This window comes from Brevundimonas vesicularis (assembly GCF_900445985.1).
Lineage (GTDB): Bacteria > Pseudomonadota > Alphaproteobacteria > Caulobacterales > Caulobacteraceae > Brevundimonas > Brevundimonas vesicularis_D.
In genome coordinates this window covers 86,406-99,911 of the sequence record NZ_UAQP01000005.1, presented here as the reverse complement: position 1 = coordinate 99,911, position 13,506 = coordinate 86,406, and the positions used below count along the sequence as shown (strand labels likewise).

Annotated in this window: 15 protein-coding genes and 1 other annotated feature; of the genes, 6 read left to right on the top strand and 9 right to left on the bottom strand. The window is 67.7% G+C overall.

Annotation, left to right across the window (positions count from 1 at the left end):
• Window position 1 precedes the first annotated feature (1 nt).
• The 3 genes from DT343_RS00605 to DT343_RS00595 are packed head-to-tail and all read right to left on the bottom strand — an operon-like array spanning window position 2 to window position 2,910.
• Window positions 2-1,669, bottom strand: a complete 1,668-nt coding sequence (locus DT343_RS00605) for a putative bifunctional diguanylate cyclase/phosphodiesterase (RefSeq protein WP_045809768.1) — start codon at window positions 1,667-1,669, stop codon at window positions 2-4.
• 31 nt (window positions 1,670-1,700) lie between these two features.
• Window positions 1,701-2,279: a GNAT family N-acetyltransferase gene (locus tag DT343_RS00600; RefSeq protein WP_112861341.1), complete on the bottom strand. Its 579-nt coding sequence runs from the start codon at window positions 2,277-2,279 to the stop codon at window positions 1,701-1,703.
• Between the two features lie 37 nt (window positions 2,280-2,316).
• Window positions 2,317-2,910, bottom strand: a complete 594-nt coding sequence (locus DT343_RS00595) for a TetR/AcrR family transcriptional regulator (RefSeq protein WP_112861340.1) — start codon at window positions 2,908-2,910, stop codon at window positions 2,317-2,319.
• 47 nt (window positions 2,911-2,957) lie between these two features.
• On the opposite strand from DT343_RS00595, the gene DT343_RS00590 reads away from it, so the two are divergent.
• The 4 genes from DT343_RS00590 to DT343_RS00575 all read left to right on the top strand — a co-directional run bounded on the left by DT343_RS00590 (window position 2,958) and on the right by DT343_RS00575 (window position 8,304).
• Complete coding sequence (locus tag DT343_RS00590) at window positions 2,958-3,794, top strand: metal-dependent hydrolase (protein ID WP_112861339.1); 837 nt, start codon at window positions 2,958-2,960, stop codon at window positions 3,792-3,794.
• A 222-nt stretch (window positions 3,795-4,016) separates the two neighbouring features.
• On the top strand, window positions 4,017-5,474 hold the full coding sequence (locus DT343_RS00585; RefSeq protein WP_112861338.1) for a DUF1800 domain-containing protein: 1,458 nt from the start codon (window positions 4,017-4,019) through the stop codon (window positions 5,472-5,474).
• Entirely contained in the window at window positions 5,471-6,652 is a 1,182-nt protein-coding gene (locus tag DT343_RS00580) for a DUF1501 domain-containing protein (RefSeq protein WP_112861337.1), read from the top strand. Before DT343_RS00585 ends, DT343_RS00580 begins: the two co-directional genes overlap by 4 nt.
• A gap of 49 nt (window positions 6,653-6,701) precedes the next feature.
• Window positions 6,702-6,765, top strand: a sequence feature (sul1 is cis-regulatory element that is thought to sense ions involved in sulfur or methionine metabolism; They are found in Alphaproteobacteria).
• A gap of 54 nt (window positions 6,766-6,819) precedes the next feature.
• A complete protein-coding gene (locus DT343_RS00575; RefSeq protein WP_181669091.1) occupies window positions 6,820-8,304 on the top strand; it encodes a SulP family inorganic anion transporter in 1,485 nt (494 codons plus the stop codon).
• A gap of 4 nt (window positions 8,305-8,308) precedes the next feature.
• Here DT343_RS00575 and DT343_RS00570 read toward each other — a convergent pair whose 3' ends face one another.
• On the bottom strand, window positions 8,309-8,518 hold the full coding sequence (locus DT343_RS00570; protein WP_055753991.1) for a hypothetical protein: 210 nt from the start codon (window positions 8,516-8,518) through the stop codon (window positions 8,309-8,311).
• A 239-nt stretch (window positions 8,519-8,757) separates the two neighbouring features.
• On the opposite strand from DT343_RS00570, the gene DT343_RS00565 reads away from it, so the two are divergent.
• Window positions 8,758-8,970, top strand: a complete 213-nt coding sequence (locus DT343_RS00565) for a cold-shock protein (protein WP_008260410.1) — start codon at window positions 8,758-8,760, stop codon at window positions 8,968-8,970.
• Window positions 8,971-9,039: 69 nt separating this feature from the next.
• Here DT343_RS00565 and DT343_RS00560 read toward each other — a convergent pair whose 3' ends face one another.
• Complete coding sequence (locus DT343_RS00560) at window positions 9,040-9,882, bottom strand: alpha/beta hydrolase family protein (RefSeq protein ID WP_181669090.1); 843 nt, start codon at window positions 9,880-9,882, stop codon at window positions 9,040-9,042.
• Window positions 9,883-10,021: 139 nt separating this feature from the next.
• Window positions 10,022-10,576 carry an NADPH-dependent FMN reductase gene (locus DT343_RS00555; RefSeq protein ID WP_066549711.1) on the bottom strand — a complete coding sequence of 185 codons (555 nt, stop codon included), beginning with the start codon at window positions 10,574-10,576 and terminating at the stop codon, window positions 10,022-10,024.
• A gap of 163 nt (window positions 10,577-10,739) precedes the next feature.
• Here DT343_RS00555 and DT343_RS00550 point away from each other — a divergent pair, with 163 nt between their 5' ends.
• Entirely contained in the window at window positions 10,740-11,057 is a 318-nt protein-coding gene (locus DT343_RS00550) for a hypothetical protein (protein ID WP_146756697.1), read from the top strand.
• A 139-nt stretch (window positions 11,058-11,196) separates the two neighbouring features.
• On the opposite strand, the gene DT343_RS00545 is transcribed toward DT343_RS00550, so the two are convergent.
• Genes DT343_RS00545 through DT343_RS00535 form a run of 3 tightly spaced genes read right to left on the bottom strand, consistent with a single transcriptional unit; the run spans window position 11,197 to window position 13,488 of the window.
• The gene (locus tag DT343_RS00545) at window positions 11,197-12,411 is read right to left on the bottom strand and encodes a M16 family metallopeptidase (RefSeq protein ID WP_112861334.1); all 1,215 of its coding nucleotides are present in this window, start codon (window positions 12,409-12,411) and stop codon (window positions 11,197-11,199) included.
• 55 nt (window positions 12,412-12,466) lie between these two features.
• Complete coding sequence (locus DT343_RS00540) at window positions 12,467-13,219, bottom strand: SURF1 family protein (RefSeq protein WP_112861333.1); 753 nt, start codon at window positions 13,217-13,219, stop codon at window positions 12,467-12,469.
• The gene (locus DT343_RS00535; protein WP_306418719.1) at window positions 13,216-13,488 is read right to left on the bottom strand and encodes a DUF983 domain-containing protein; all 273 of its coding nucleotides are present in this window, start codon (window positions 13,486-13,488) and stop codon (window positions 13,216-13,218) included. Before DT343_RS00535 ends, DT343_RS00540 begins: the two co-directional genes overlap by 4 nt.
• Window positions 13,489-13,506 lie beyond the last annotated feature (18 nt).

The window sequence follows — 13,506 nt, the reverse complement described above, 5'->3', positions numbered from 1 at the left end:
CCTAAGCCGACCGCTGCTTCAGCGGCGCGGTGCCGTCGGCCAGGCTTTCGGCCAGATAGACCTCGGCCTCCTGCGCCGGCAGGGCGGGGGCATAGCCGAAGCCCTGGCCGTAGTGGCATTGGGCGTCCAGCAGCAGGCGGGCCAGTTCGGCGTTTTCGACGCCCTCGGCGACGACTTCCAGCGACAGGTCGCGGCCCAGGTTGACCACCGACTTGACGATCTTTGCCGAGCCTTCGTCCTTGTTCATCGTCAGCACGAAATAGCGGTCGATCTTCAGCGTATCGAACGGCAGGCGCGCCAGATAGGACAGCGACGAGAAGCCGGTGCCGAAATCGTCCAGCGCCAGAGAGGCCCCGACGTCCTTCAGCGACTGCAAGACCTCGGCGGCGCGCGCGGTGTCGCGCATGATGTCGCCCTCGGTGACTTCCAGCTTCAGCGCGCCCTTGGGCAGGCCGGTCTCCTTGATGATGCGCGCCACGTCCTCGCAAAGATGCGGGCGCTCGATCTCGCCGACCGACAGATTGACGCTGCAGAACAGCTTGCCGGCCAGCGGATGGCGTTCGATCCATTCGGCCAGTTGCCGCGCCGACTGCGTCATCATCAGCAGGCCTAGGTCGTTCATCATCCCCAGGTCGGCGGTCAGGCCCAGGAACTCGTCCGGCGGCACCAGCCCCCGCCGCGGGTGACGCCAGCGCGCCAGCGCCTCGAAACCGGCGACGGCCCCAGTGTTCAGGTTCACGATCGGCTGGAAGAAGGGCACGATCTCGCCGCGCACGAAGGCGTTCCTCAGATCCGCCTCCAACGCCAGACGGCTCAAGCTGTCGCTTTCCAGCGCCCGGCCATAGGCGGCCGATCCGCCGCGCCCGGCGCCCTTTGCCGATTCCACCGCCAGCTCGACCCGGCGCAACAGTTCGGCGGCGTCGGGCGCATCCGGCCCGCCCTCCACCATCACCGCCCCGATGGAGACGGTCGGATAGATGTCGAAGCCCGCGACCCGCAACGGCTGTTCCAGCGCGTCGCGCACCCGGTAGCTGGTGTGGGACGCGGTCTTGGGGACGATGATGGCGAACTCGTCCTCGCCGATCCGCGCGGCCGAGGCGTCCTTGTTGAAGGCGGCGGCCAGACGCGAGCCCAGGGCCGACAGCACCAAGTCGGTCCGCTCATGCCCCAGCGCCTCGTTCAGGCGCCGCAGCCGGTCCACGTCGCCGACGACGATCTCGTATTCGCCGGGCTGGGTCAGCACCTCGCTGACGCGGGCCAAAAAGGCGCGACGATCCAGAAGGCCCGTCAGAGTGTCGCGGTCCGATCCGGCGAACTTGGTCTCCAGCGCAACGACGCCGGCGGCGCGCAGGCCGTCCTCCAGCCAGACGCCGCGCCACAGACAGGTCTCGGACCCGCGCATGCGCAGACGCACGGCGATCTCGGCGCCCTCATCTTGAGGTTTGAGCATCCGCTCGGCCAGGCTGCGATCCTGCGGCATGGCCAGGGCGACGAAACCAGCGGCCGTGCACTCCGGCGCCAAAGGTCCCAGGCCCAGCGATCGCGTAGCCCCGGTGAAACGCAGTTCGTCCGCCGCAGGTGTCCAGACCCACAGGGCTGTCTCGGCGGCGGCCAGCGCCTCGATGGCGGTCGTGGCGTCCCAGGCCAGCGATCGGGATCGTGGTGTCACGCGTCTCGCCCTTCCAGACGGCCCCCGGCCGTCAACGCTCGTCCTCGACCAGGCCGAACAACAAATGGTCTGCCCACTCGCCGTTAATTTTCAAATAAGCGCGAGCCCGACCTTCGTTGCGAAAACCGGATTTCTCCAACACCCGTCGCGACCCGTGATTGGTGGGCAGACAGGCCGCCTCCAGCCGGTGCAGCTTCAGCTTGTCGAACGCGTAGGCGACAACGGCCCGAACGCCCGCCGTCGCCACGCCCTGACCGGAAAACGGCTGGCCGATCCAGTAGCCCAGCGTCCCCGTCTCGGCGACGCCGCGCCGCACGTTCGACAGGGTCACCGCCCCCGCCAGGGTCTTGCCGTCCTCGACGAAAACGAAGAAGGGCCAGGCGTTGCCCAGCTCCATCTCGCGCGCATAGATCGACAGCCGGCGCCGGAAGGCCGCCTTGGTCAGGTCGTCCTCGGGCCAGGCCGGCTCCCACGGTTGCAGATAGTCGCGCGAGCCGTCGCGCAGCGTGGACCAGTCTGCGAAATCTCCAGCGCGCGGCGGGCGCAGCAGCACGCCGTCCCCCCGGATCACGGGTCCGGCCACATCGCTCATCCAGTCCAGAAGCGCCATCGACGGGGACTATAGCATCAAGATTCGGCTCTGAACCTTACGGTTCGGCCAAAAGTGTCGCGGTCAGCTTCAGCGCCAGGTCGCGGCCCAGCCCCTCGGGCGCTCCCAGCATCGGCGTCAGGATGTCCCCGATCAGCCCCTCGGCGAAGGCCATATAGGCCGCCGTCACCACCAAAGCCTTGGCCCGCTCGGCCGCCCTGGGATCTTCAGGCGCCATGGCCGCCAGCCGCTCGGCAAGGTCACGCACCACCTCGGCGAAGCTCTCCGCCCGGCCCTGCTCGCGCGCCAGCGCCAGCCAGGCCGCCATCTGCGAGGCGCCGCCCGGTCCGAAGGCGTCGAACACGACGCTCATCAGCCGCCCCGGCTCGACGCCGTCGCGCCCTTCTCCCAGGCCGGCCTCGATCCGCTGCGCCAGATCGCGAACCATCGCATCCATCAGCGCGCCCTGAAGCCCGGCCGCCGAGCCGAAATGGTGGATCAGATTGGCGTGACCCACGCCCATCCGTTCGCCCACCGCCTTCAGCGTCACCGCCGCCGGCCCGCCCGACAGCAACAGGTCGCGCGCCGCCTCCAACGCCTCTTCGCGCGCCACCGCCCCGCGTCGCCGCTTCACCGGACCATTAGTTGACATTGATGTCAGTTAACTCCATCATCCTCTCGAAATCGAGGAGCAGAACCATGGCGAAATCCGCCACCCCCGCCGACCTCCAGATCAAGCCGCGCGACCTGCATATCGACCGCGAGGCTCCGACGCCACGCTGGTGGCTGAACGGCGACCCGTTCGGCACCGCCGTAATGAACGCGCTCAGCCTGACCTTCCCCGACGGCGAGCGGTTCTTCATCCAGTCGGTCAAGCGGTTCGCCAAGGACGCGCCCTCGGCCCTGGCCGCCGACATCCGAGCCTTCACAGTGCAAGAAGGCGCCCACACTCGCGAACACATGGCCTTCAACGCCATCACCGAACGCGCCGGCTACGACACCGCCGAGATCGAGGCCTATGTCACGGCGCGGCTCGACATCGCCCGCGCCCGTCCGGCCCTGGCCCAGCTGGCGGCGACCATGGCGCTGGAGCATTTCACCGCCGCCTTCGCCCATCGGCTGCTGGCCGATCCGGAGCTGCTGAAGGGCTCGCCCCACGACCTGGCCCGCCTGTGGCGCTGGCACTCCATCGAAGAGATCGAGCACAAGGGCGTGGCCTATGACGTCTTCCTGCACGCGACCCGAGACCTCAGTCCGCTGAAGCGCTGGCGCATCCGACGCTGGGCCATGTTCCTGACGACGCTGCTGTTCACCCGCACGGTGCGCGAGACGACCTTCATGCTGCTGAAACAGGATGGCATCGTCGGCTGGCGGGCGCGTCTGGGCCTGTTCCGCTGGCTGTGGCTGAAGCCGGGTCTGTATCGCCGGATGATCGGCGACTACCTGGCCTTCTACAAACCCGACTTCCACCCGTGGCAGGTCGACGACCGCGACCTGATCGCGGACGCGGAGGCCGGCCTGGCCCAACCCGCCTAATCGGGCCGCATCGCCCCTGTCCGTCATTCCGGGGCTGAGCGTAGCGAAGAACCCGGAAGCCAGGGGGTTCGCATCCGGCGTCGATGCATCAGACAAACCGCGTGCGGCCCTGGGTTCCGGGTTCGTCCTGCGGACGCCCCGGAATGACGGTGGTCTGCGTGTCGCGACGGAAATCTGCATCCTCGTGCGTTTAGGCTTCGGGGGACGGACGAGGAGAAGGCCATGGCTTCATCACCGACCGACGCCGCCGTCGCCCTGACGCGCCTGGGTCTCGGCGCCCGGCCTGGCGAGATCGACCGCGTCGCCGCCGATCCGCGCGGCTGGGCCATGGGCCAGATTCGGTCCCAGGGCGCGCCCGAGCCGTCCGGCCAGTTCGCCGACACCGCCGAACGCGTCGCCCAATATATCGACTATCAGAGCGACGCCGGTCTGGTCCGCCGCGATCGACGCGACGCCGCTCCCGGCATGCCGGACGCCGCCGATCCGCAAGCCGTCGCCCGGCGCGAGGCCCGTCAAACCGCCCGCCGCGACATCACCCAGGACACGGCGCAGGAGTTCCTGGCCCGCGCCCAGCTCGGCGCGACCACCGACGACGGCTTCGCCGAGCGCTGGGCCCTGTTCTGGTCGAACGCACTGACCGTCTCGGCCGCCAAGTTCGCCAGCGGCGCCTTCGTCGGCCAGTATGAGCGCGAGGCCATCCGTCCCCACGTCTTCGGCCGGTTCGAGGATCTGGTCCTGGCCGCCGAACAGCATCCCGCCATGCTGCTCTATCTGGATCAGGCCCGCTCGGTCGGCCCCGACAGCATGGCCGGCGCCCGCCGCAACGCCGGGCTGAACGAAAACCTGGCCCGCGAGATGATGGAGTTGCACACGGTCGGCGCCGACGGCGGCTATACGCAGGACGACGTGACCGAACTGGCCCGCGCCCTGACCGGCTGGTCCGTTCCCGCCGCCCGCGACCAGCGTCAGCCCGCTCGCCCTCAGCGAGCGCGCAGGATGGCCGCCCCGACCGAGCCCGGTCCCGACGGCTTCGTCTTCCGCGCCAATGTCCATGAACCGGGCGCCCGCACGGTGATGGGCAAGACCTATCCGGCGGCGGGCCTGGCCCAGGGTCAGGCCATTCTGCGTGACCTCGCCCGGCATCCAACGACGGCCATACGCCTATCGCGCCGTCTCGCCGCCCATTTCGTCGCCGACGATCCGTCGCCCGCTCTGGTCGCCCGACTGGAAGCGGCCTGGACCCGCTCCGGCGGCGATCTGGCCCAGGTCGCCCGCGCTCTGATCGACGCGCCCGAGACCTGGGCGCCCCAGCCCGCCAAGATCAAGACGCCCTACGACTTCATCGTCTCGACCCATCGCGCGCTGGGAACCCGGCCTCAGCGGATCCAGCCGTTACGCCAGGCCCTGCTCGACATGGGCCAGCCGCCGTTCGCGGCCCCGTCGCCCGAGGGCTGGCCCGACACGGCCGCCGACTGGGCCGGCCCCGACGCCCTGGTCAAGCGGCTGAACTGGTCGCGCACCGCCGCCGATCTGGCGCAGGCGAGCGATCCAAACGCGGTCGCCGAAGCCGCCCTCGGCCCGCGCCTCGGCGAACGCACCCGCCTCGCCGTCGCCCGCGCCGAAAGCCGGCCCGAGGCCCTCACCCTTCTGTTCATGTCGCCGGAGTTCCAACGCCGATGACCGCCCTCAATATCAACCGCCGCCATCTGCTGGCCGCCGCCTCCGCCGGGGTCGGCCTGGCCTTCGCCGGCCGCGTCGCCGCCCAGACCAACGGCCCTGCCAACAAGCTGGTCGTCGTCATCGCGCGCGGCGCCATGGACGGCCTGTCCGTCACCGTGCCTTACGCCGATCCGAACTACGTCCCCTTGCGCGGCGGTCTGGCCATCGCCGCGCCCGGCGAGGCGAACGGCGCCCTGGCCCTGAGCGAAGGCTTCGGCCTGCATCCGGCGCTCACGGGTTTGCACGACCTCTATGGTCAGGGTCAGATGCGGTTCGCCCCCGCCGTCGCCCTGCCCGTGCGCATCCGCTCGCACTTCGAGGCCCAGGACGTGCTGGAGAACGGCGGCGAAGGTCTGCGCCAACAGTCCGACGGCTGGCTGAACCGCGCCATCGTCGCGGCCGGCGGAACGTCGCTGAAGGGCCTGTCGATCGGCGCCCAGACCCCGCTGATCCTGCGCGGCGACGCGCCGGTGTCCAGCTGGGCGCCCGGTGGTCTGGTGCGCGACGGCGACCGCATCGCCTCCCTGCTTCAGGATCTCTATGTCGAGGATCCGATGCTGGGCCAGAACCTGGCGCGGGGTCTGGCGACCGAGCAGCTGGTCAGCATGGAGGGCGGCGACCAGCGCCTGCGCCGCAACGACGTCCAGGGCCTGGGCCAGGCCGTCGCCAAGCTGATGACCGGACCGGAGGGCGCCGACGTCGTCGCCGTCTCTCTGGACGGCTGGGACACCCACGCGGGCCAGAGGGCGCAACTTCAAACCCGCCTGACGGGTCTGGATCAACTGGTCACAGGCCTGAAGGACGGGCTGGGCGAGGCCTGGTCGCGCACCGCCGTCGTCGTCGCCACCGAGTTCGGCCGCACCGCGCGTGCCAATGGCACCCAAGGCACCGACCACGGCACCGGCTCGTCGCTGTTGCTGGCGGGCGGCGCGGTCAAGCGCGGCGGCCCCATCGGCGACTGGCCGACCCTGGCCGACAACCGCCTATTCGAGAACCGCGACCTGGCGCCGACCCTGGACATCCGTTCAGTGTTCAAGGGCGTGTTGCGCGATCACATGGGCCTGGACCGCGCCGCCCTGGACGCCCGCGTCTTCCCCGGCAGCGCCGCAGAGGCGCCCACGATGGATGGCCTGGTCTAGCCGTCACGCTTGCTTTTCGCGGCGCAACATCGCATCAGGACGCCATCACCTTGGACCCGGCCCTGTTCGCAGGCGACGGGTGGCTATCCCCGCCGCCGATCCGCTGGGAAACCGAGCCGCCTTGCAACCGAACCATCGGGCGCGGCTCATCCAGATGAAATCCTGACATGTCCATCATCGCCTCCGCGCGCCAGCAATGGCTCGCCAATCCTCGCCGCGATCTTCTGGCGGGGACCGTCGTGGCCTTGGCCCTGATCCCCGAAGCCATCGCCTTTTCCATCATCGCCGGCGTCGATCCCGCCGTCGGCCTCTACGCCAGCGTGGTCATCGCCGTGACCATCGCCTTCGTCGGCGGGCGGCCGGCCATGATCTCGGCCGCGACCGGCGCCATGGCCCTGCTGATGGTCACGCTCGTGCGCGACCACGGGCTGGAATATCTCTTCGCCGCCTCGCTGCTCTGCGGCGTGTTCCAGATTGTCATCGGCCTGCTGAAGCTGGGCCGCTACATCAAGTTCGTCAGCCGCAGCGTCATGACCGGCTTCGTCAACTCGCTGGCCATCCTGATCTTCCTGGCCCAGATGCCTGAGCTGATCGGCCAGGGCTGGATCACCTACGCCCTTGTCGCGGCGGCCCTGGTCGTCATCTACGGCTTTCCGCGCCTCACCAAGGCCGTGCCCTCGCCCCTGGTCGCCATCGTGGCCATCAGCGCCCTGGTGATCGTGCTGAAGCTGGATGTGCGCACCGTCGGCGACATGGGCCAGATGCCGACCAGCCTGCCGATGTTCCATCTGCCCGCCGTCCCCCTGACGTGGGAGACGCTGGTCATCATCGCCCCGATTTCGGCGACCCTGGCCTTCGTCGGCCTGCTGGAAAGCCTGCTGACCGCCAACTTGATTGACGACATCACCGACACCCCGTCGGACAAGGATCGCGAGACGCGCGGCCAAGGGATCGCCAACATCCTGTCGCCCCTGTTCGGAGGCATGGCGGGTTGCGCCATGATCGGCCAGTCGATGATCAACGTCACCTCCGGCGCACGCGGGCGTCTGTCCACATTGTGGGCCGGCCTGTTCCTGCTGTTTTTGATGCTGGCGCTTCAGACCTGGGTCGCCCAAATCCCAATGGCGGCCCTGGTCGCCGTCATGATCATGGTCTCGATCGGCACCTTCGACTGGTCATCGGTGGTGAAGCTGCGCTCCACTCCGCTTCAGTCGTCCATCGTCATGATCGCCACCACCGTGACGGTCGTCGCCACCCACGACCTTTCAAAGGGTGTCATCCTGGGCGTGCTGCTGTCGGCGATCTTCTTCATGCGCAAGGTCGGCAAGACCATCGCCGTGACCGAGGTTCCAACGCCGGAACCGGGCGTCCTGCGCTACCACGTCTCAGGCCAGCTATTCTTCGCCTCGGCTGATCTGTTCGCCGCCAGCTTCGAGCATCACGGCCATCCCACACGTGTCGAGATCGATCTCAGCGACGCGCATCTGTGGGATCTGACCGGCGTCGCCGCCGTGGACAAGGTCGTCTTCCGCTACCGCCGCCAGGGCGCAGACGTGCAGGTCTTGGGCATGAACGACGCCGCCCGCACCCTGGTCACGCGGGTGGGGCGGTTCGAGAAGATGCATCTGCCGGACGGCGCTGGCGCGCATTGAGCCGTCAGGCGGCGTTTGAGGTCGGTTCGAGGTCGGGCTTGGGCATCTTGCAGATGCGGTTCAGGTCGGCCCGGATAGAGCTGCCCTGGAAATGCGAGATTTCGGCTCCCGAATAGCCCTCGCCCGACAGCGCCTTGACGACATCGCCGGTGTTCAAACAATCGTTGGTCCGAGCGAGCTGGTAGGCGCGCTCCACGACGTGGGTGCGGTTCATGTTGGAAGCCTTTCGTGCCTTCCAACAACGTGCGCCAAGCTAAACCGTTCCCATTATTGGATTTTCGGCCCGCCCGGCCCGCGCTTGCATCTGTCATGAATATCTGCGCACATAGAGCTCGTCGATCTCTCTGCGTAACGCCCACTCTCTCTGCGAACGCACGAGTCAAGGCCGCTCCCATTCAGACCCGACAGGCCGCAGGGACGTTCCCTCGGTCAATTTCTAACGGAGGTCTCAAAATGGCTACCGGCACTGTCAAATGGTTCAACCCGACCAAGGGTTACGGCTTCATCCAACCCGACGACGGCGGCAAGGACGTCTTCGTCCACATCTCGGCCGTCGAAGGCGCTGGCCTGCGCGGCCTGGATGAAAACCAGAAGGTTTCCTACGAGCTGGAACGCGACAAGCGTTCGGGCAAGGAATCGGCTGGCCAGCTGCAAACCATCGGCTGATTTCAGCGTCATAGCTGATCTGGCGACGGCGGCTCCTCACGGAGCCGCCGTTTTCAATTGGGGCTCAGCCTATCGCCCGAAGCAGGTCCGCTCGATGAAGTCCTGCGCGGCGGCCGAGGCTTCTGAGGGATTGTGCCCACCGTCGAACTCGAGAGCCGCGAACGGCGCCTTGGCCACGCGCAGGGCCTCAACCAGCGGCGCATAGTGGTCAGCGAAAGGCGCGGCCGGATCCTTACGGCCGCCCGCGACGAAGATCGGACGGTCCGCCAGATCGGGCGCGCGTTGGACCAGACCGGAAACGGCGGCGTCGCGCGTGATGGCGTTCATGAAGCCGTCCACGCCTTCAGGGCCGAAACGGGTCGTCTCGGGTTCTGCGGCGAAACTGTCCAGATCCGTCTTCCAGGCCACACGATAGTCCGCATCCGTGCCCCAGCGTGCGCCGATCACGCCCATGTCGGCCGGAACCAGAGCCACGGCGCAGCGCACGCCGTGATCCGCCGCCGCCGTCTGCAACGCCACCCAGCCGCCATAGCTGACGCCGATCACGCCGATCTTCGAGGCGTCCGCTCCGCTGGCCGGATCGGTCTTCAGCCAGGCCACGGCCGCCGCCCCATCCTCGCGCGAATGCTGAAGGCTGATCGTCCCGCCGGACGTTCCCGTGCCGCGATACTGCGGCAGCAGCACGCTATAGCCCGCCTTCTGAAGATCCAGTGCGATGCGTGGGATGTTGGGCCCGGCGGGGAAACCGTTGAACAGGACGACGGCTGGACGCGCGCCCTCTCCGACCCCTTGCAGCAGCCGCGCCGACATCGTCGCATCGCCCGACGGAATGGACACCTCGCGAGGCGCTTCCTGCGCGAGGACCAGGCCCGGCAGCAGCGCGGCGCCCAGCGCGATCATCAAAGCCTTCATGTCATCTCGTCCCGTGTTCGGCCCCATTTCGCGGATGCGAAGCGCAAGCCCTCACGGCTCTAGTGACATGTCACACTCAACGGCACAGCTTACCGTTCGCTCGTGACAGGGATTTCACGGATCGGTTGAGGCGGCGGCCTCACGCCTTCGTTTTGTCGATCCAGGCGGCGAAGGCGTCGGTGAAGCTTTTCAGGAAGGTCTTGGTGTCGTCCTTCTTCAGCTTGCCGTTCTCGTCCAGCAGGTCCGCGACATTGCCGATATAGGCCTCGGGCTGCTGCATCGTCGGCATGTTCAGGAACACAAGCGGCTGGCGCAGGTGGTGGTTGGCGCCGAACGCCGCGACGGCGCCGGGCGAGACGCTGACGATGGCGGCGGGCTTGCCCTGCCAGATGCTGTGACCATAGGGGCGCGAGCCGACGTCCAGAGCGTTCTTCAGCGCGCCGGGAATGGAGCGATTGTATTCGGGCGTGACGAACAGCACCGCCTCGGTCGTCGCCACCTCTTCGCGGAACCGCTCCCAGGCGGGCGGCGGGTTGTCGGTTTCCAGATCGGGGTCATAGAGCGGCAGGTCGCCGATCTCGACCGGCTCGATCTCCAGTCCCGGCTCAGCCAGCGCCTTCAGCTCCATGCCGATGGCGCGCGAATAGGAGCCCTTTCGCAGGCTGCCGACGATCAGGGCGACGCGGACGGTCATGGTGGTCTCCGGGCTGGACGGGTTCAAGCGCCAGCATAACCGATCCCGGCGGTCGGATGTTCCGTTCAACCCGCCCAGCCTTTCACCTGCGCACAATGCAGGAATTGCAACGCGCTGTTACGGGTGGATTGCAGACACACCTAGTTTCGGCCAGCATCATAGGATGCAACGGACATCTGGGCAGGTGATCAGTGGATGGGCGGCGGTTCTGCTGATGCCGATCGCTATCCCGCTTGCCTTTGCTGCGTCGCTTTGGCCTGGCAAGAAGACAGTTGACCGCGCACCTGAGGAAGTCGCTGGCTTCTTACAGGACTTCCTCGATGGGACCGGAGGAGACTGGGACTGGGACGAATTTACGCGCGTCCCAATCAGTGACCCGTTTTTGGATGTGGTGCGCCAGAAGGCTTCAACGCTAGATCCCCGCATAGACGATGTTGAGGCAACTCTCAGCAAGCTTTTGGAGCAGGTTCGAGCAAGGTAGGGCACGACCGCAATGGGTCGTGAAGAGAAGTTTGCCCCCGTCCCCTGCCCGGACTTTCAGATGGCTACCGCTAGAAATCGTCTGTCGCGGTGAGCGCCCGCCCAAGGCCGAAGGAAGCTAGCAAAGAAGAGCCTGAAATCTACCCCGCAAACAGGGCCGCCACGAACGCTTCGCCCGCCGATGCGGCCGACTTCGGGCCTAGGACGGCGCTGGCCGCCTGGCCAGAGGCCAACACCCGGCCGCCGACCGCGCGAACGTCCTCGATCGTCTGGGCTTCCAGTTGTTCGGTCATCGACAGGCTGGAGCGCGGGGCGCCGAAGATCAGGGTCTGGGCCGCGTTGCGCCCGGCCCGGCTCATCGGATTTTCGTCCGACATCCACAGGCCCGCCTTCATCACCGCCTTGGCCCGCGACAGCTCCTTTTCGGTAGGCCCAACCTCGGCCAGGGCCCGCACCTCGGCCGCCGAGACCTCGGCCAGTTCTTTCGCCCGATCCGCCGCCGCCCCGGCGTAGATGCCCAGCACGCCCGTATCCTCATACGGCTCCTGATAGGCGTCGATGGCGTAGGCCAGGCCCCGCTCCTCGCGCGCGCTCTGGAACAGGCGCGAGGCCATGCCGCCGCCCAGAATCTCGCCGAACAGCCGCATGGCCGAAAGCGCCGGATCGGTCGCGGATAGGGCCGGCAACTGGAACACCAGATTGGCCTGTTCGATCTTGCGCTTCAGCTTCGCATGGCCCCCGACGAAGGCGGCCGGCGCGGGCGCATCGGCCGGCGTCGCCACCGCATCGCCGAACCAGCGCTCGGCCAGGGCCAGCAGTTCGGTCTCGTCCACTGCGCCTGAGACCGACACCACCATCCGGTCGGGCGAATACAGCCGCGCACGCCACGCCTCGACCAACGCCTTGTCGGCCGGCTTCAGGCTCGCGACCGAGCCCAGGATCGGACGGCCCAGCGGTTGTTTGGCGAAGGCGCGCGTCTGGACCATCTCGAACACATGGTCGTCGGGCGTGTCGAAGGCCTCGGCGATCTCCTGGGCCACCACGTCCTTTTCGCGCTCGATCTCGGCAGGATCGAGGGTCGGGCGGAACACCAGGTCCGACAGCACCTGCATCGCCAGCGGCAGCGAGCCGTCCAGCCCCCGCACCTCGAAACTGGTCCGCTCGTATCCGGTGGAGGCGTTGATCGTGCCGCCCTCGGCCTCGATCCGCTCGACGATCTCGCGCGCGGCCATGTCCCCGGCGCCCTTGAACACGAGATGCTCCAGCAGGTGCGACCAGCCGGACCGATCTAGCGGCTCCCACCGCGCCCCGCCCTTGACGGTGACGACGACGGCCAGGGTCTTCAGCCCCGGCATCGGATCGCAGATGACGCGAACGCCGTTGGACAGGGTGTGCAGGGAAGTCAGGACTTTAGTCTTTCCTATCGCCGCGCACGCGAGGCGCGGCTGCTTGAGGACCGTCTTTCTTGATGCGACGGCGAAGCAGGGCCACATAGAAACCCGCAAGCGCGATCGCCAGTCCGAACCACGTCAGGGCGTATCCGAAATGGTTGTTGGAAAAGGCCGCAGGCGGCGCGGACGGCCTGAGCGCCGGGAATTCGGGATTGACGGCGGTGATGGCGAACACGGCCTCGGGCCGGACCGGCCCCGTGACGTTCAGCGCCTTGGCCATCGCCGCCGTGTCGCGGGCGTAGAAGCGGCCGTCGCGCGGCGCCGGGCTCATGGCGCCGGGCTTGTCGAAGGTGCGGAACTCACCGACCATCACCAGCGGCAAGGTGGTTTCGAGCACGCGCGGACGCGCCGTCACGCCGTCGCCGACAAAGCCGCGATCGACCAGCAGGGTGAAATCCGCCCCCGCCGGCTTGCACGCCGAGATCAGCCGCACCCCGGCCTCGCCGTCATGAATGCTCTGAAGCTCGACAAAGGGCGCGCTGGCCAAGCCCTGACAGACGATCAGCGCCTTCCTGAACTCCAGATCGCCCCCATTCCTTGTCTCGGCCAACACCTGCTCCAGCGGCGCCGGCGGTTTCGCCGCCGCCGCATCGGCCGCCGCGATCAGCCCTTCCTTCCACTTCAGCCGCTCGACCTGCCACACGCCCAGCCCGATCAGCAGGATCAGGGCCAGCACCGTCAGCACGGTCAGGATCCAGGGGAATCGCTTCATCGCTGATTCCGATATTGCCGCCCGATCATCAGCCCCCGCCCCGGCCGCATAAGGGCCAGCGACAGGGCGACCACCAGCGGCAGCCAGACGATCAGATGCACCCACATGGGCGGATGGTATTTGATTTCCACGAACAGGGCCGAGAAGCCGACGATGAAGCCGGCGATCTGCATGATGAAGCTGGCGGGGCCGTCGCCCGTCTGGATGGTGGAATAGTCCAGACCGCAGGCCGTGCAGCCGGGCGCCACCTTCAGAAAGCCCGCGAACAACGCACCCTGGCCACACCG